This window comes from Haemophilus sp. C1, assembly GCF_001276515.1.
In the GTDB taxonomy this organism is placed as follows: domain Bacteria; phylum Pseudomonadota; class Gammaproteobacteria; order Enterobacterales; family Pasteurellaceae; genus Haemophilus.
Genome location: NZ_LDVZ01000002.1, coordinates 145,239 through 163,761, shown reverse-complemented (window position 1 = coordinate 163,761; position 18,523 = coordinate 145,239). Strand labels below are relative to the sequence as shown.

At 37.7% G+C, this 18,523-nt stretch carries 19 protein-coding genes; 6 read left to right on the top strand and 13 right to left on the bottom strand.

All coding sequences use genetic code 11. The annotated features are described in order from the left end of the window. Window positions 1-96: 96 nt before the first annotated feature. Both nanQ and ABW51_RS01735 read right to left on the bottom strand, forming a co-directional pair. On the bottom strand, window positions 97-564 hold the full coding sequence (gene nanQ, locus ABW51_RS01740) for an N-acetylneuraminate anomerase (RefSeq protein WP_053465310.1): 468 nt from the start codon (window positions 562-564) through the stop codon (window positions 97-99). A 75-nt stretch (window positions 565-639) separates the two neighbouring features. Then, window positions 640-1,482 (bottom strand): glycosyltransferase family 8 protein, encoded by an 843-nt coding sequence (locus ABW51_RS01735; protein ID WP_053465309.1) that lies wholly within the window; start codon window positions 1,480-1,482, stop codon window positions 640-642. Between the two features lie 304 nt (window positions 1,483-1,786). On the opposite strand from ABW51_RS01735, the gene pnp reads away from it, so the two are divergent. From pnp to ABW51_RS10130, 5 genes are all read left to right on the top strand, one after another. Then, window positions 1,787-3,916 carry a polyribonucleotide nucleotidyltransferase gene (pnp, locus tag ABW51_RS01730; RefSeq protein ID WP_053465308.1) on the top strand — a complete coding sequence of 710 codons (2,130 nt, stop codon included), beginning with the start codon at window positions 1,787-1,789 and terminating at the stop codon, window positions 3,914-3,916. A gap of 81 nt (window positions 3,917-3,997) precedes the next feature. Further along, window positions 3,998-4,942, top strand: a complete 945-nt coding sequence (nlpI, locus tag ABW51_RS01725) for a lipoprotein NlpI (RefSeq protein WP_053465307.1) — start codon at window positions 3,998-4,000, stop codon at window positions 4,940-4,942. A 120-nt stretch (window positions 4,943-5,062) separates the two neighbouring features. Further along, window positions 5,063-6,901 (top strand): DEAD/DEAH box helicase, encoded by a 1,839-nt coding sequence (locus ABW51_RS01720; protein WP_053465306.1) that lies wholly within the window; start codon window positions 5,063-5,065, stop codon window positions 6,899-6,901. A 168-nt stretch (window positions 6,902-7,069) separates the two neighbouring features. Then, the gene (gene mltF, locus ABW51_RS01715) at window positions 7,070-8,521 is read left to right on the top strand and encodes a membrane-bound lytic murein transglycosylase MltF (protein ID WP_053465305.1); all 1,452 of its coding nucleotides are present in this window, start codon (window positions 7,070-7,072) and stop codon (window positions 8,519-8,521) included. A gap of 1 nt (window position 8,522) precedes the next feature. Beyond that, complete coding sequence (locus tag ABW51_RS10130; RefSeq protein WP_005631066.1) at window positions 8,523-8,675, top strand: hypothetical protein; 153 nt, start codon at window positions 8,523-8,525, stop codon at window positions 8,673-8,675. 83 nt (window positions 8,676-8,758) lie between these two features. Here the strand turns inward: ABW51_RS10130 and ABW51_RS01710 are convergent, their stop codons facing one another. The 4 genes from ABW51_RS01710 to arsC all read right to left on the bottom strand — a co-directional run bounded on the left by ABW51_RS01710 (window position 8,759) and on the right by arsC (window position 10,491). Continuing rightward, window positions 8,759-9,370, bottom strand: coding sequence for a YagU family protein (locus tag ABW51_RS01710; RefSeq protein ID WP_053465304.1), 612 nt, complete (start codon window positions 9,368-9,370; stop codon window positions 8,759-8,761). Window positions 9,371-9,511: 141 nt separating this feature from the next. Next, a complete protein-coding gene (locus ABW51_RS01705) occupies window positions 9,512-9,808 on the bottom strand; it encodes a DUF5377 family protein (RefSeq protein WP_053465303.1) in 297 nt (98 codons plus the stop codon). Between the two features lie 19 nt (window positions 9,809-9,827). Further along, window positions 9,828-10,073, bottom strand: coding sequence for an alternative ribosome-rescue factor A (locus tag ABW51_RS01700; RefSeq protein WP_053465302.1), 246 nt, complete (start codon window positions 10,071-10,073; stop codon window positions 9,828-9,830). 67 nt (window positions 10,074-10,140) lie between these two features. Beyond that, window positions 10,141-10,491 (bottom strand): arsenate reductase (glutaredoxin), encoded by a 351-nt coding sequence (arsC, locus tag ABW51_RS01695; RefSeq protein ID WP_053465301.1) that lies wholly within the window; start codon window positions 10,489-10,491, stop codon window positions 10,141-10,143. Between the two features lie 77 nt (window positions 10,492-10,568). Here arsC and ABW51_RS01690 point away from each other — a divergent pair, with 77 nt between their 5' ends. Then, a complete protein-coding gene (locus ABW51_RS01690; protein WP_053465300.1) occupies window positions 10,569-11,618 on the top strand; it encodes an AI-2E family transporter in 1,050 nt (349 codons plus the stop codon). Between the two features lie 98 nt (window positions 11,619-11,716). Here the strand turns inward: ABW51_RS01690 and secF are convergent, their stop codons facing one another. The 7 genes from secF to queA all read right to left on the bottom strand — a co-directional run bounded on the left by secF (window position 11,717) and on the right by queA (window position 18,407). Then, a complete protein-coding gene (gene secF / locus ABW51_RS01685; RefSeq protein WP_053465299.1) occupies window positions 11,717-12,691 on the bottom strand; it encodes a protein translocase subunit SecF in 975 nt (324 codons plus the stop codon). 10 nt (window positions 12,692-12,701) lie between these two features. Next, window positions 12,702-14,552: a protein translocase subunit SecD gene (gene secD / locus ABW51_RS01680; protein ID WP_053465298.1), complete on the bottom strand. Its 1,851-nt coding sequence runs from the start codon at window positions 14,550-14,552 to the stop codon at window positions 12,702-12,704. 69 nt (window positions 14,553-14,621) lie between these two features. Further along, entirely contained in the window at window positions 14,622-14,915 is a 294-nt protein-coding gene (gene yajC / locus ABW51_RS01675; RefSeq protein ID WP_053465297.1) for a preprotein translocase subunit YajC, read from the bottom strand. A gap of 106 nt (window positions 14,916-15,021) precedes the next feature. Then, window positions 15,022-15,243 carry a sulfurtransferase TusA family protein gene (locus tag ABW51_RS01670; protein ID WP_005634417.1) on the bottom strand — a complete coding sequence of 74 codons (222 nt, stop codon included), beginning with the start codon at window positions 15,241-15,243 and terminating at the stop codon, window positions 15,022-15,024. Further along, window positions 15,240-15,758 carry a hemerythrin domain-containing protein gene (locus ABW51_RS01665; protein WP_053465296.1) on the bottom strand — a complete coding sequence of 173 codons (519 nt, stop codon included), beginning with the start codon at window positions 15,756-15,758 and terminating at the stop codon, window positions 15,240-15,242. The genes ABW51_RS01670 and ABW51_RS01665 overlap by 4 nt, the downstream gene beginning before the upstream one ends. 64 nt (window positions 15,759-15,822) lie before the next feature. Beyond that, window positions 15,823-16,971: a tRNA guanosine(34) transglycosylase Tgt gene (tgt, locus tag ABW51_RS01660; RefSeq protein ID WP_053465295.1), complete on the bottom strand. Its 1,149-nt coding sequence runs from the start codon at window positions 16,969-16,971 to the stop codon at window positions 15,823-15,825. 344 nt (window positions 16,972-17,315) lie between these two features. Next, window positions 17,316-18,407, bottom strand: coding sequence for a tRNA preQ1(34) S-adenosylmethionine ribosyltransferase-isomerase QueA (gene queA / locus ABW51_RS01655; protein WP_053465294.1), 1,092 nt, complete (start codon window positions 18,405-18,407; stop codon window positions 17,316-17,318). Window positions 18,408-18,523: the final 116 nt, after the last annotated feature.

The following is an 18,523-nucleotide window of genomic DNA, read 5'->3' as shown; positions in this document are numbered from 1 at the left end:
ACTGAGTCCGATACAATATCGAAAACAATCCTTTAAATAACAGTCTAACTTTTTGGGGTTAGATCAAAAACATGTTTAACCGCCCTTTTTCAAAAATTAAATTAATTTAACAGGTACTTTCACGACTAATTTTTTTATTTTTTCTGTTTTTCCATTCACTACACAGCAAGGTTTATGTGGTTCGTAAGGATAAAATACAGCGAACATTTTTGGCTTCATTGTGACGGTGAATTTATCATCAATATCTGCACAAAGTTGATAATCGTCTGCTTCGTTGTAAGATTCATACTTAGACAAATCAGGATAATTAGCGCCAACTTCTATATTTTCCATACCACGGATTAACACCTGAACATCTAAGTATTCATGATGTAACTCTGCTTTTTTGCTACTTGGCTCTGCCGTTTCCGGCTCCATTACGTTCATATAAATTTGATCGTTAATATCATGGCGACCATTTTCTAACGCATTCAAATCTAACGTATTCAAATAATCACATACTTCAGCAATCACTTTTGGTAAACCAACTTTAAAATTTGGGCTGGTTAAGCTGCTAATAATCATAGAATTTTCCTTATGGTGGATAAAAGTTGCACCATGATACCAAGTCGGTTAAATGAAATAAAGCTACCGATTACATCATCTCTTTTGATTAGTCCAATTAGCTCTTATAGTACCGAGTGGAAGAGAGCAAATATCTTGCCAACTTATTGAAGCATAAAGCCTAAACAATGAAATTACGGCACTAACACAAACATTTTCAGAAAAAATATTATCAAGAGGCTTATGAGGACCTGTAAAATGAAAAATATTAGGGGAAGTATCGAGGGAATCAAATGAAATCATATGATCTAATTGGAAATTATAACGCTTGTCTAATGAAATCCACTGATCCTCAAAATAGTAATTTAGAATATCTTGATCACCATAAATTAAACTTTCTTTTAACTTTTCATGTAATTCAAATAATTCTTTAGAAAATGATGAAATGCCTAAGCGATACTTCTTCATATTCAAATATAAAACACCCGCATTAAAATAATCCCCATCTTGATAAGGATGACCAATGCGAGTCACATAAGGATCTAAAACTGCTGCTAGTGTATGACGAGAGAAATCTAAGTATTCAAAAGGAAGTATAATATTGCCATTAACTACAATATCACAATCAAGATAAATCCAATAAGGAATATCACTATAAGGAAGTAATCGATCAATATAAAATCTTAAATAAGTAGCAGGAGTAATATAATTATTTACACTAAAAGAATTTAATTCTGATTTATTTATATGAACTAATTGTAATGTTGAATAGCGTTTAGCAAAATAAGGTTGAAGATCATTTTGCCATGATTCAGGAATATCTCCTGTATGTAAAATAAAAACAGAAAGATTTTCATGGTGCATTAACAAAGACTTGAGTGTAATTTCTACATAAGGAAGATAGTTGGCATCACTAGCCATCATTACATTATATTTCATATAGAAGGATCTAATTTCAGAGATAGCGTAATTCATTTTGAAGGAAAACTACTGTCTAGGCAATGATAACAAGTTGGCAATGTGAAATAAAGTTAGCCATTAAAGCCAAACATCCTGTATAATGCACGGGCTTTATTTTCTACATTAGCGTGCGGCTATCAAAAGGGATTTTATAAGCACAATCGTTGTTATATTGACGTAGGGGCAAATTACATTTGCCCTATGTAAAATAAGAAATTCCTTTCGCTAGTCGCAATCTGGAAAATAAAGCTTTGTTTTAAATATTATTTTGAAGGAAAACATTGTGAATCCAATTGTTAAACAATTTAAATACGGTCAACACACCGTTACTCTAGAAACTGGCGCGATTGCACGTCAAGCAACCGCTGCGGTCATGGCAAGCATGGACGATACCACGGTATTCGTGACTGTTGTGGCTAAAAAAGATGTGAAAGAAGGTCAAGACTTCTTCCCATTAACTGTGAACTACCAAGAGCGTACTTATGCGGCGGGTAAAATCCCTGGTGGTTTCTTCAAACGTGAAGGTCGTCCATCTGAAGGCGAAACTTTAATTGCACGTTTAATCGACCGTCCAATTCGTCCATTATTCCCTGAAGGTTTCTTCAATGAAATCCAAGTTGTGGCAACTGTAGTTTCTGTAAACCCACAAATCAGCCCAGACTTAGTGGCAATGATCGGTGCTTCTGCAGCATTAACCTTATCTGGCGTGCCTTTCAATGGCCCTATTGGTGCAGCGCGTGTTGGTTTTATCGACAACCAATTCGTATTAAACCCAACTATGGCTGAACAAAAACAAAGCCGTTTGGACTTAGTGGTTGCAGGTACTGACAAAGCCGTATTAATGGTTGAATCTGAAGCTGACATTTTAACTGAAGAACAAATGTTAGCGGCAGTCGTATTCGGTCATCAACAACAACAAGTTGTGGTTGAAGCCATCAAAGAATTTGCAAAAGAAGCTGGCAAACCACGTTGGGATTGGGTTGCGCCACAACCAAACACAGATTTAATCAACAAAGTAAAAGCGACTGCTGAAGCACGTTTAGGCGATGCATACCGCATTACTGAAAAACAAGCTCGTTACGAACAAATCGATGCGATTAAAGCAGATGTGATTGCACAAATCACAGCTGAAGATGAAGAGATCAGCGAAGGTAAAATCGTGGATATTTTCACCGCACTTGAAAGCCAAATCGTTCGTGGCCGTATCATTGCAGGCGAACCACGTATTGATGGCCGTACCGTTGATACCGTTCGTGCATTAGATATTTGCACTGGTGTATTACCACGTACTCACGGTTCTGCAATTTTCACCCGTGGTGAAACGCAAGCATTAGCCGTTGCAACGTTAGGTACTGAACGTGATGCACAAATCATTGATGAATTAACAGGTGAACGTCAAGATCACTTCTTATTCCACTACAACTTCCCTCCATACTCTGTAGGTGAAACCGGTATGATCGGCTCACCAAAACGTCGTGAAATTGGTCACGGTCGTTTAGCAAAACGTGGTGTAGCGGCTGTTATGCCTAGCCTTGCGGAATTCCCGTATGTAGTGCGTGTTGTATCTGAAATCACTGAATCTAACGGTTCTTCTTCTATGGCATCTGTATGTGGTGCGTCTTTAGCATTAATGGATGCGGGCGTTCCAATCAAAGCAGCGGTTGCGGGTATCGCAATGGGCTTAGTGAAAGAAGAAGAGAAATTCGTGGTTCTTTCAGATATCTTAGGTGATGAAGACCACTTAGGTGATATGGACTTTAAAGTGGCTGGTACACGTGAAGGTGTCACTGCACTTCAAATGGACATCAAAATTGAAGGTATCACCCCTGAAATTATGCAAATTGCATTAAACCAAGCAAAAGGTGCTCGTATGCACATTCTTGGTGTAATGGAACAAGCAATCCCAGCTCCACGTGCGGATATTTCAGATTACGCGCCGCGCATCTACACAATGAAAATTGATCCTAAGAAAATCAAAGATGTCATTGGTAAAGGTGGTGCAACAATTCGTTCACTAACTGAAGAAACTGGTACTTCAATTGATATCGATGACGATGGTACAGTGAAAATTGCCGCAGTAGATAGCAATGCAGCGAAAAACGTGATGGGACGTATTGAAGAAATCGTTGCAGAAGTTGAAGCTGGCGCAATTTACAAAGGTAAAGTGACTCGTCTTGCTGATTTTGGTGCATTCGTAGCAATCGTTGGAAATAAAGAAGGTTTAGTTCATATTTCTCAAATTGCTGAAGAACGCGTAGAAAAAGTTAGCGATTACCTCCAAGTGGGTCAAGAAGTAAACGTAAAAGTTGTTGAAATCGATCGTCAAGGTCGTATTCGTTTAACAATGAAAGACTTGGCTCCGAAACAAGAAACTGAAATTAACCAAGAAGATTCTGTAGAAGAACAAGAATAATCTTGGAATATCGAATCAAAACTTGGTAGCATTCGCTGCCAAGTTTTGTTGTTTTCCAACTTTTAGGCATAAAGAAAGCAAATGCGGTGTTTTCGCTTATCTCGCCATTTTATAGTCTATTTATTTAGCTTATGTGCGATCTTATTCCTTGCAGGCTGTGTTCAGTCTAGGGGCGGTTTTGTGTCTAGAAATCATGTCGTGTTGGCTGAGCAAAACCCGAATACTCACTTTGAACAGGAAGTGATGATCGTGCGATTAAGCCAAGTACTACTCGTTGGAAAAATGAGTAATGAAGAACGTGCATCGCTACATTTTGAACGTGGCGTACTCTATGATTCCCTTGGATTATGGGGACTTGCTCGTTACGATTTTACTCAAGCCCTTGCATTACAGCCTAAAATGGCATCTGTGTACAATTACTTAGGGCTTTATTTATTGCTTGAAGAAGATTACGACGGCGCATTGGAAGCATTCAATACGGTGTTTGAATTAGATTCAGGTTACGACTATACCCACCTTAATCGTGGTTTAAATTTTTATTATGTAGGGCGCTACCATCTTGCTCAGCAAGATTTCTTACAGTTCTACCAAGCCGATACAAAAGATCCCTATCGTGTCTTATGGCTATATTTGAACGAACAAAAATTAAAACCACAAGAAGCCCAAACAAACCTTGTTGAACGAGCAAAAGGGCTATCAGAGGACTTCTGGGGTACACATATCGTTCAATATTACTTAGGACACATCTCTGTAGAAGAATTACAACAACGTGCGAGTGAATTTGCTGAAAATTCACAACAATATGCTGAAATTCTCACAGAAACCTATTTTTATCTAGCAAAACAAAAACTCAATGTAGGGCTAGTAGATGAAGCAGCAGCTTTATTTAAACTAGCTATGGCAAATCAGGTTTATAACTTTGTTGAGTATCGTTTTGCCGCGTTTGAACTAATGAAATTAAAACCGGTTCAAACAGAAGACGAAAAAGAAGAGAAAAGTGCGGTAACAAAAGCGATTGTTTTCTAAAAAAAAATCAAAAACTCACCGCTCTTTACAGTAGAACGGATAGAAAAATTCATTCGCTCTGTTCAACTTAATAAACCGAAGGCCTCTTTGAGCTTTCCTTATTTATATTCGAGTATTTTAATGACTGACAAAATTACTTTTAATGACTTAGGCTTACCTGAGTTCATCTTAAAAGCTGTTTCTGACTTAGGTTTTGAAACCCCTTCTCCAATTCAACAAGCTTGTATCCCGCATTTGCTCAGTGGCAATGATGTGCTAGGTATGGCACAAACGGGTAGTGGTAAAACCGCTGCTTTTGCACTGCCTTTATTAGCGCAAATCGATCCAAGTGAAAAACATCCACAAATGTTAGTGATGGCTCCAACTCGCGAACTTGCTATTCAAGTTGCCGATGCGTGCGAACAATTTGTTAAATATGCTCATGGCACTCGCATTGTTACTTTATATGGTGGCCAACGTTATGACATCCAACTTCGTGCATTAAAACAAGGCGCACAAGTGGTTGTGGGTACACCAGGCCGTATTCTTGACCATATTCGTCGCGGCACATTAAATCTTTCTGAACTTCGTTTTATCGTATTAGATGAAGCAGATGAAATGCTACGTATGGGTTTCATTGATGATGTAGAAACCGTCATGGCAGAATTACCAGAAAATCACCAAACAGCATTATTCTCAGCAACAATGCCTGAACCGATCCGTCGTATTACAAAACGTTTTATGAATGATCCGAAAGAAGTGAAGATCAAAGTTAATAACGAAAATGCCCCAGATATCGACCAAAGTTGTTGGTATGTGCACGGCGTGCGTAAAAATGAAGCCCTTCTTCGTTTCTTAGAAGTGGAAGATTTTGATGCAGCGATTATCTTTGCTCGCACTAAAACTGGTACGTTAGACATTACAGAACTACTTGAAAAAAATGGTTTCCGTTCTGCCGCACTTAATGGTGATATGACACAACAATTGCGCGAGCAAACACTCGATCGCTTACGTAACGGCAGTTTAGATATTGTTGTGGCAACCGATGTAGCCGCACGCGGTATTGATATTGAACGCATCAGCCTTGTGGTGAACTACGACATTCCGCTTGATGCAGAATCTTATGTACACCGAATTGGCCGTACTGGTCGTGCTGGTCGTTCTGGTCGTGCTTTATTGTTCGTTGAACCTCGCGAGCGTCGTTTACTTCGTAATATTGAACACCTAATGAAAAAAGGTATCAATGAAGTAGAATTGCCAAATCATCTTGTGTTACAAGAATGCCGCCGCAAAAAATTCGTTGCAAAAATTACGAAACAACTCGAGCATCACGATTTAGAACAATATCGTAGTTTATTAGAAGACTTATTCACAGCCGATCAGGATCAAGAAGATATTGCTGCAGCAATGTTAATGTTGCTACAAGGCAAACAAAAATTAATTCTTCCACCTGATCCACCAATGGAAAAACGTCGTCGTGAACGTAATGAACGAGGTGATCGCCGTGAAAATCCACGTTCAGCTGAACGTCGTGGCGAACGTAAAGGCTATGGAAATCCACAACCAATGGATTTATATCGTATCGAAGTCGGTCGTGCAGATGGTGTAGAAGTTCGCCATATCGTTGGTGCGATTGCTAACGAAGGCGATATTAACAGCCGTTATATTGGTCATATTAAACTTTATGATGATTACACTACCGTTGAATTGCCACAAGGTATGCCGAAAGAATTATTGCAACAATTCGGTAAAACACGCGTATTGAATAAACAAATGCAAATGTCTTTCTTAGGTGCTGTAAAGTCTGATAGTTCGCGTGGCGGCGATGATTTTAACGGTAAACGTAAAGGCCGTGGTGGCGATTTCCGTGGAGAACGCGGACGTAATGAACGCACTGGTGACAATCGTGGAAATCGTAAATTTAATGAAAAAAGTAACCGCACTTTTAGCGATAAACCACGCCGAGATCGCCGAGGATAATATCCTTGCGATATAAAGAATAGTGCTATTTCCTAATGTTTTGCATCATTTAAAATTTAGCACTACTCGGTGAACAAAACTTAGCCCCTTGAACCTCAAGGGGCTTTTTATTGTCTATTGCTTAAATTCTAGCTACAATCCCGCAAGCTTTTTATATAGGAAAAATCATTGAAAGGTCTCTTTTTACGTATTATTACTGCCTTAGCTTTATTGCTTTGGGCCATTGATATGGTATTCCCATGGCAATTTCTACGCCATGCTGAAGAAAACCACTATACAGTAATTCAAGAACGAGGCTTACTCATTGTGGGCACAATGAACAACCCAATTTCTTATTTTATAAATAAAGACGGCGAACGAGGCTTTGAATATGAATTGGCTAAAGCATTTGCTGATTCACTAGGTGTAGAACTCGAAATTAAAACTTTCGATAATCAAGAGCAATTATTTAATGAGTTAGATAAGCATAATATTGATTTAGCTGCGGCTCACCTTTTATATCATCCTAATCATGCAGAACGTTTCCAAATTGGCCCAGCATATCATTCAGCTTCATGGCAATTAGCTTATCGAAAAGATGAACAACGCCCTAAAAATCTAGGCGATATTAAGAAAGAAATTTATATCGCTAACAATTCATCATTAGAAGAAACACTAAAAGAATTACAAAAACAATATCCACAATTAACTTGGAAAAGAAATCAAGCGTTTACTCAAGAAGAACTATTGCTACAACTGTCTGAAGGAAAAATTCCTTACGTTATTGCAAATTCCATTGATACCGCGGCGCTCCAACAAATCAAACCAGAATTAGCCATTGCCTTTGATATTACTGATGAAGCAAACATTCACTGGTATTTACCAAATAATCCCTACAACGATCTGCAAGCTGCCTTACTCAATTTTATGAATAATGCACAAGAAACAGGGCTAGTAGATAATTTAAAAGAAAAATATTTAGGGCATATTTCACAATTTGATTACGTGGATACGCGCTCTTATATGAAGGCAATTGAAAATACACTGCCACAATTCTCACCGCTCTTTGAAAAATATAAAGGTGAATTAGATTGGCGATTACTCGCAGCGGTCGCTTATCAAGAGTCTCATTGGAATCCAGATGCAACATCACCTACGGGCGTGCGTGGCATAATGATGCTAACGAAAGATACCGCTCAACATATGAAAATCAGCGATAGAACAGATCCTGAACAAAGCATTAAAGCTGGCTCAGAATATTTACACTGGCTGATTAGTCAAATTCCAGAAACCATTGAAAAAGAAGAAAGAATTTGGTTTGCTTTAGCCGCCTATAACATGGGACTGGGCCACTTAATTGATGCGCGTCGTTTAACTAAAAATCTTGGAGGAAATCCAGATAATTGGCTCGATGTGAAAAAAAATCTGCCTTTATTAGCAGAAAAACGTTATTATTCCCAACTCAAATACGGCTATGCGCGAGGCTATGAAGCCCATCAATATGTAGAAAATATTCGCCGCTACATGAATAGCATAGTGAATTATCATCGGGTCCAAGAAAATCAAACAACGAATGATAATGCCAACAATGAAAGTGCGGTCAAGAATTCAGAAGAAATAAAAGAAAAAAAGGATAAATAAAATGTTAAAACGCAAAACTTTTCTTAAAAAGAAAACTAATTTACAACAAACCTCTTTATCACGTAATCTACGTTTGAGACGCTTGAAACACCGTAAACAACAGCAATTTGCGAGACATTCATTACAATTTGTCGTACAAGAAATTTGTTGTTAATTAAAGCATCTCTATCCAACAAAAAAACGGGTTAAAACTTATTAGTCTTAACCCGTTTCTTATCAAAATTTATACTGTTTAGCTTAAGCTAAAGGAATCTCTGCATCTGGCTCGCCAGTTAAGCGATTACGTAAATCGCGACGAATAACCTCAATAGTCCAGAACCAGAAAATATGACCAACTAGTTCTGAAATATGTTCATATAGCGGCCATTCTGCAACTGGTGGGGTTAAACCTAGTGCTGGAAAAGTAATATAGTGCACGCAAATATTAGCAATAATCCCTGCACCAATACCTTGCCAAAATTTGATTTTTGGAAAACGTTCTGCGACTACGCAATAACCAATCGCAAAAACTAAAGAAAAGATCATATGGGTAACACCAATCCAATTGAATGCATGATCCGCAAAGGTAAATGCAGCATCTGTTGGATCAATACCTAAATAATCACGTAAAAACACATGTGGTGGATTTAAAAACGCACGGGAACATACTGCCAGCACTTGATCCTGTGTTAAACCTGTAATATCCACTTTACAAGCAGCCGCAAAGAAATCGATTGGACTACGTGGTGGAAATGGATGCTCTGCGCCCCATTTAACAAAAGCGGAAATAATTCCTGCAACGATACCAACAAATATTGCCACGCCATAACGACGACGGTTTGCTGGACTTTGAGTAAAAATACCTGACATATTTTGCTCTCCAATAAAAGTAAAGAAAAAATAACCGCACTTTTACGTCATTGTTTATACAATCTAGAGTGCGATCCCTATTTTGTCGATATAACAAAATAGGGGTAGAATACTAAAATGTTTTGTGGATTAGTCAAGTTATTATTCTGATTTAACACCAAGGTTCCCAATTTTTACGCCTAATAATCCAATAAAAACAGGATCGAAATAATCACCCAGAAATTTGAATAACTCAGTCAGTTCTGTGAAAGAGCGTTGAATTTTTATTTGATCCTCCACTTTACGCACAAATTCATAGCGTATGTTATTTTCTTCAAAATAAGCCGTTAGGGTTAAATAAATCGTTTCAAAGAAATGGCTTTTTGCCCCTTCCTCTCCAGGATCACTAATACGCACATTCCACGTATTATTAAGTAGAATTTGAGGTTGTTTTGACATATTTTACTCCTTATTATTTTTAACCTAAGAAAAACCCGATTATAAAATTTCTGTAATCAAAAAATTTATAATCGGGCTTTTCAAACATTTTCCCTGCGTATTTCGCTTTACGTTGGTAACTGCCTTTCCCTTTACGTTTTTTCTCAACACGCTGACGAAATAGTTTGTCATGTAATAATGCCATTACTGCATTATCTTTGATCACTCCTCGAGTGTGCTCATAAACGGTTTCATTTTCAACCGCACTTTTTTGTTGCTTTGCCATAATTTTTCCTTAAAAAAGCCGCGGAAGGATTTCCACGGCGGGGGTATTATACGCACAAACGTTTAAATTACAAAATCTCAAGTACACTTTCTGGCGGACGCCCGATTTTAGCTTGATTACCATTGATAACAATTGGGCGTTCAATAAGCGCAGAATGTTCACTCATCGCTTTTAATAATTCAGCTTGAGAGAGCTCTAAATTGTCTAAATTTAAGCTTTTGTATAAATTATCTTTCGTACGCATCATTTGACGCACATCATCAATCCCTAATTTTTGGGCAATGCTTTGTAATTCATCAATGGAATACTGCTTTTGCAAATACAATTCAACTATTGGCTGAAAACCTTGATTTTCTAACAATTCTAGAGTTTCACGACTTTTTGAACAACGAGGGTTGTGATAAATAACGACAGACATAGGATTTCCTCTTAGTAGCTATAAACACTATAAATTTTAACTTATAATGGCGAAAAATACTTATAGGAAAAGAAATTATGCTAGAAATGTTGAAAAGCTGGTACTCGCGTCGCTTAAGTGATCCGCAAGCAATGGGTCTATTAGCAATATTATTATTTGGCTTTATCTCCATTTATTTTTTTGGAAATTTAATCGCGCCTTTGTTAATTGCTCTAGTACTATCCTATTTACTAGAAATGCCGATCAATTTTTTGCATAAACATTTAAAATGCCCGAGAATGTTAGCCACAATCATCATTTTTGGTGGCTTTATTGGACTCGCGACAATCTTCTTTTTAATTCTGATGCCAATGTTATGGAATCAAACTATTTCCTTATTAAGCGATTTACCTGCAATGTTTAATAAGCTTAATGAATGGTTATTAAACTTACCAGAGCACTATCCTGAACTCATCGACTATTCAATGGTAGATTCTATTTTCAATTCTGTGCGAGAAAAAATCCTTGGTTTTGGTGAATCTGCAGTAAAACTTTCTTTAGCCTCTATTATGAACTTGGTTTCTTTAGGGATTTATGCCTTTTTAGTACCGTTAATGATGTTTTTTATGTTGAAGGATAAATCAGAACTTTTACAAGGTGTGAGCCGTTTCTTACCGAAAAATAGAAACTTAGCCTTCAAAGTATGGAAAGAAATGCAACAGCAAATTTCCAACTACATTCATGGAAAATTATTAGAAATACTGATTGTCACGCTCATCACCTACATTATTTTCTTAATATTCGGGCTAAATTACCCGCTCTTATTGGCTTTTGCGGTGGGGCTTTCAGTTCTCGTTCCTTATATTGGCGCAGTAATTGTCACGATTCCTGTTGCATTGGTTGCGTTATTCCAATTTGGAATCAGCCCAACATTTTGGTATATCATCATCGCTTTTGCTGTGAGTCAGCTCTTAGATGGAAACTTACTCGTCCCTTATTTATTTTCTGAAGCAGTGAATTTGCATCCATTGATTATTATCATTTCAGTATTAATTTTCGGCGGTTTATGGGGATTTTGGGGCGTATTCTTTGCCATTCCTTTAGCTACCTTAGTGAAAGCAGTGATAAATGCCTTACCGCAAGATTAAAAGTCTAAATTAAAAAGTGATACAAACAAAAAAATAGTTAACCATGAATTTTTGGTTAACTATTTTTTATTGAAGTTTATTCTAAGAATAGAAGTTAACTAAGGTAATTCGTCAATTTCCTTATCTACTTTAGGCGGGATCATATGTTCACGGCGTAATCCAACATCGTATGCAATTGCGATTGCAATAAAGATTGAAGAATATGTACCAAATCCAATACCTACAAGTAACGCTAAAGAGAAGTTATGAATTGATGGACCGCCGAAAAAGAACAATGCAATAACAACAATTAACGTTGTCGCAGAGGTTATGATAGTTCTTGATAAAGTTTGCGTTAAAGAAATATCAATAATATCAATCGTATCCAATCGTCTAATTTTTCGGAAATTTTCACGAACCCGGTCAAATACCACAATACTATCGTTGATGGAGTAACCCACCACAGATAAAATCGCTGCGACAAAAGTGAGATCAATTTCAATTTGTAATGCAGAGAATACCCCTAGCGTAATAATTACGTCGTGCGCAAGAGAGGCGATACCACCAAAGCCTAAACGCCATTCAAAACGTGACCCCACATAAATAAGCACCATTGCTAATGTCGCTAAAGTTGCATACACCGCACCTTGTGCTAATTCTTCACCGACATTTGGACCAACGAACTCAATACTGCGAATTTGAATGCCTTTATCTACATTCTGTAGCATACTTTTGACGTGTTCACCAATGGTAGAATCATTATTACTTGCAGGTAAACGAATCATCACATCCTGAACCGAACCTGTGGTTTGTACAATTGGGCTTTCAATTCCATTTTCGTGAAGTTTACTACGGATTTGTTCAAGGTTAGCGGATTGCGAGAAGTGAGTATCAAATACTACTCCGCCAGTAAAATCTAAGCCCCAGTTAAATCCTTTGGTAATAATAAAAAATAGAGAAATTACCATTAAAAGTGCGGAAAAAACATAGCCCCATTTACGCACTTTCATAAATTCGGTCAATGGGAACGGGAGCTTGATCCCATTGATTTCACGGATAAAATGTCCGTCTTTATCTTTTGTAAAAAGTTTCATCATTTCCCGCCTAAATTAATAATTTTTTAAGTTGTTTACCGCCGTAAAGGGCATTAACTAATGCGCGAGTTCCTGTAATCGCGGTAAACATAGAAATCGCAACACCAAGTGAAAGCGTAATCGCAAAACCTTGAATTGGGCCTGTTCCAACCGCGTATAGAATAATTGCGGTTAAGATTGTGGTTAAGTTTGCGTCAAAAATAGAAGTAAATGCACCGTTATAACCTTCATTAATCGCTTGCTGAATTGAACGACCATTACGAATTTCTTCTTTAATACGTTCAAAAATCAATACGTTCGCATCTACTGACATACCTAAAGTTAGAACGATACCCGCAATACCTGGCATTGAAAGTGTCGCGCCTGGTAAAATAGACATTAATCCCACAAGTAATACGATATTAATAACAAGTGCAAAACTTGCAATCACACCAAACATTTTGTAGTAAAACAACATAAAGGCAATAACCGCAACTAATCCCCAAAGGCTCGCATTAATCCCTTGTTCTACGTTTTGCGCACCCAAAGATGGGCCAATAGTACGTTCTTCAACAATTTGAATTGGCGCAATTAATGCCCCAGATTTCAATAAGGTAGAAAGGTTATGCGCTTCTGCAATACTATCGACACCAGTAATTTGGAAATTAGAACTGAAACGACCTTGGATCGTCGCCACATTAATCACTTCCTCATGTTTTTCTAAAATAGTTTTACCATTTTCGTCTTTTTTGCCGTTATCTTTATATTCAACATAAAGCGTCGCCATTGGTTTCTTGTAATATTTTTTGGTGGTTTGAGACATAATCTCACCACCTTCACTATCCAAGGTTACACTCACTTGCGGGGTACTTGAATGCTGATCTAAACCAGAACTTGAATTAATGATATGTTCACCACCCAATACCGCGCGTTTAAATAATGCAACAGGATGACCTTGGCGATCATATTTAACTTCCGAATCAGCTGGCAACATATTACGAGAAATTGCATCGGCCGTAACATTTTGATTTACGATACGAAATTCAAGCGTTGCAGTTGCACCCAAAATTTCTTTTGCACGTGCGGTATCTTGAACACCTGGTAACTCAATAACAATACGTTCAGCACCTTGACGTTGAATAACCGCCTCAGATACCCCTAATTCAGCAACACGTTTACGTAAAATCGTTAAGTTTTGCTCAATTGCTAAGTCACGTGCTTCATTTAATGCTGAAGTTGAAAGACCTAAATTGATACTATCGTTATCCAACTCTGTGATATCTAAGGTTGGATGCAACTGATGAATAATACGTTCCGCTTTAGAGCGTTGACTTGCATCGGCCAATGTGACAGAAGTACCAAAATGCTCAGTATTTTTAATTGCCGTATATTGAATTTTTTCTTTGCGAAGTTCGTTACGTAAACTGTCTTGTAATTGCTCTTGGCGTTTTACAAGTGTAGCATTCATATCGACTTCCATCAAAAAACGAACCCCACCACGTAAGTCTAATCCCCATTTCATTGGGTTAGCACCAAACATGCTTAACCAAGCTGGAGTGGCTGGAGCAAGATTTAATGCGGTGGTGTAATTATTGCCAAGACGTTCAGCAATTTTATCTTTAGCGAGGAGTTGATCATCGGTATTAGTGAAACGAGCTAGAATTGAGCCGTTCTCAAGCACGACAGATTTGGTTGGAAGATTATTGGTTTTAAGCACATCTTGAACTTGTCCAAGCACGCTAGTATTCGCTTCTTGACCGCGCGTACCAGAAATTTGAACCGCAGGATCTTCACCATAAATATTTGGAAGAGAATATAAAATCCCGATGGCCACAATAAAAATCACCATCAAATTCTTCCATAATGGATAACGGTTTAACATAGTTTTCCTTTTCTTTTCTAACGCACAGAGCCACAATGCGTGGCTCTGGAAAATAATTTAACGTTATTCTTAAAGTGATTTTAATGAACCTTTAGGAAGAACGCTCACAATGTAGTTACGATTAATCGTAATTTCTGTCGTGTCGTTTAACGCAATCACGATGCTATCACTACCTTCGGTTACTTTAGTAATTTTGCCGATTAAACCACCAGCAGTTAAAACTTCAGTACCTTTTGCAAGCTCAGACATCAATTTTTTATGTTCTTTATTGCGTTTAGATTGCGGGCGATAAATCATAAAGTAGAAAATTAAACCGAAGATCACGAAAATAAATAGCGTGGACATTGGGCTTTGTGCTTCCATTGTGTTTTCCTTATTAATTTAAGTTAAAAATTTTGCGTAAAATACCATAAATTGCTTCATTGGGAAAGGCGAACTGCGTTCAATATCCTACTTATGACGATTAATTTTATTTTTTCAAGATAACAATAAATTCTTTTTCCGAAGCGTAATATTGCTCGACCAAAGCAACAGAATTTTCTTCTGCAAAAATAGAAAAATTTTCCACCGCACTTTCAAGGTTTAAAATCAACATTAGCTCGTCATTTTTATCCAAATTTTTTAAGGCTTTTTTGGCACTTAAAAGAGGAATGGGACATCGAAGTGCGGTTAAATTGAGCTGATATTTCATTCTTTAACTTGACGACGAGCACTCATGTTCTTGCCCATTTCAGCCAAAATATCCGCACTTAAGCATTCTCGCCCCATTTCAAATAAAGGTTCTTCTAACGTAATATGACGCTCATAACCTTGAACAAAGCGTTCAATTAAATGTTCATCAATATTTTGACGTTGTTCAGAAATAAGCTCTTCTAACTGAGCAGATAGTGCATTCCAATTTTCATGCAAATATCCGTGCTGTTTTTCTAATTCATCAATGGAAGTTTGTGCTTGCGGAGCCACTTTGACTAATTGAGGGAAAAAATCTAATTCTTCATCCTCATGATGTAGGGGGGCGGCACGATTGAAATAAGTTAAAATTTGCTCAACATCATTTAATACGGCCTGAGTATAGCCGTGTTTTTCTAGATAATCAGGTAAAATGCTTAACTGGAGACAGAAACGTTTTACCTTACTATGACAGGCATAAAGCATATCAATCGGTTCATTCCAAGTGGCAAATTGTTGAGGTTCGAGGATTTGCATAAGGTTTCCTTTGTTAAAAAGTGCGGTCAAAAAACGCTTCATTTTTCTACCGCACTTTCATCAATTATGATTTATCCGCTAATTGTAATGGTGGAACAGGTTTGCCCATGCGAGCATAGAATTCTACCACAAAATCATCAAAACGATCGTCTTCGATAGCTTGGCGAATTTCCGTCATTAAACGTTGATAATAGTGTAAATTGTGAATGGTATTTAAGCGTGCACCTAGAATTTCACCGCACTTATCCAAGTGATATAAATAAGCTTTCGTATAGTTTTTACAAGTGTAACAATCACAATGAGGATCGAGCGGGCTAGTATCATCACGATATTTTGCATTACGGATTTTGACAATACCATCGGTAACGAATAAATGACCATTGCGAGCATTACGGGTTGGCATAACGCAGTCAAACATATCAATACCACGACGTACACCTTCCACTAAATCTTCTGGTTTGCCCACGCCCATTAAATAGCGCGGTTTATCCGCAGGAATTTGCGGGCAAATGTATTCCAAAATACGGTGCATGTCTTCTTTTGGTTCGCCGACAGCTAAACCGCCCACCGCATAACCGTCAAAGCCAATATTGACTAAGCCTTCTAATGAGACTTTACGTAATTCTTCAAATACGCCGCCTTGGATAATACCAAATAGCGCATTTTTATTGCCTAATTCATCAAAGCGATCGCGGCTGCGTTTTGCCCAACGAAGAGACATCTCCATGGATTTTTTCGCATAATCTAAAGTCGCTGGATAAGGCGTACATTCATCGAAAATCATCACGATGTCAGAACCTAAATCATATTGAATTTCCATGGATTTTTCAGGTGAAAGGAAAATGCGCTCACCGTTAATTGGATTTTGGAATTTCACGCCTTCTTCAGTGATTTTACGTAATTTACCTAAACTAAATACTTGGAAACCGCCACTGTCAGTCAAAATCGGGCGATGCCATTGCATAAAGTCATGTAAATCACCGTGTTTACGCATCACTTCTTGTCCAGGACGAAGCCATAAATGGAAGGTGTTACCCAGTAAAATCTCTGCACCTGTCGCACGCACTTCTTCTGGTGTCATGCCTTTCACGGTGCCATAAGTGCCCACTGGCATAAATGCTGGGGTTTCTACACTGAACGTGCCTTGTGGACGTTCAAATACCAAGCGACCACGACGGGCATTGCCGCTTGTTTTATTTAATTCATACTTCATTTTTGCTCCAACGAATAAACAGTTCGAAGATTTTTTTGAACAAAAAAGCCTGTTAAAAAATACAGGCTTTGTGGTATCATATTTCCAATGCTCTTTGAGCAGAGGCGGATCTGCTAAGATAGTCCGCCAGTTGCCGCTGTCGGGCTATTTCGTAGATCCAGAGTTTGTTAATCATACTAAGGATAAAAATATGACTAAATTTATGATTAAGTTGGTCATCATTATTCTACTTTGCCTGTTATTAAAAAGTAGCACTGGCTATTAGTAGTTGATGCCGACAAGGGATGGTTACCGCCATCTCTTGTTCTTTATTGTAGGTGCTGACTAATTACAAGTCAAACAACTTATTCCAATCCTCTCACATTAGAATTTTTATTAATAAACATCGCATCGCCATAACTAAAGAAACGATATTTTTCTTGCACTGCATGTTTATACGCATTCATTGTATTTTTATAACCAGCAAAAGCTGAAACTAACATAATCAATGTGCTTTCAGGTAAGTGGAAATTAGTAATTAAACAATCCACCACTCGGAATTTTTTACCAGGATAAATAAAAATAGAGGTATCAGAAAAATAAGGCTCAATTAAATCTGGATTGCCAAATTCTTCCGCAGAAAGCGCCGCACTTTCAATAGAACGAACAGAAGTAGTTCCCACTGCAATAACACGTTTACCCGCTTTCTTTGTTGCGATAATCGCATTGCAAACTTCTTGAGAAACTTCTACGTATTCTGCATGCATCACATGATCTTCAATATTCTCGACACGAACAGGCTGAAATGTTCCCGCGCCCACATGCAATGTGACAAATTCAAAATTCACACCTTTCTTTTTAAGTTTTTCAAGCAAGGGGGTATCAAAATGTAAGCCTGCCGTTGGCGCTGCTACAGCACCTGGGACTTTACTATAAACGGTTTGATAACATTCTTGATCGGCCTCTTCATCGGGACGATCGATATAAGGCGGCAATGGCATATGTCCAATGGATTGCAGTACATCTAAAAGGGCGGTTGATTTATCACTTAATTCTACTTCAAACAACGCACCATGACGCACTGTCATTACCGCTTTAATTCCATTATTTCCGCCTAATTTATCTTCACCTAAAAATAATTCAGCCCCTTCTTTTGGTGATTTTGATGAACGGATATGCGCTAAGAAACGATACTCATCTAACATGCGTTCAACTAAAACTTCAATTTTCCCACCGCTAGCTTTACGCCCAAACATTCTTGCAGGAATAACGCGAGTATTATTGAAAATCAATAAATCACCTTCATCAATTAAATCCAATACATCTGAAAAAGTGCGGTCAATTACCGCGCCATTTTCCCCGTTCAAATGTAATAAACGACAAGATGCTCTATCCTCTTTTGGATAGCGAGCAATAAGTTCATCAGGTAAATCGAAATTAAAATCTGAAACACGCATAATAAAGTTTAGGTTAAATAAAATAGGCGGTAAGTCTAGTTTGAATCGGGGATGATCTCAAGAAAAAATCTTTTCTACAGGAAAGATAAAATAACCAGCAATTATGCTGGTCATTT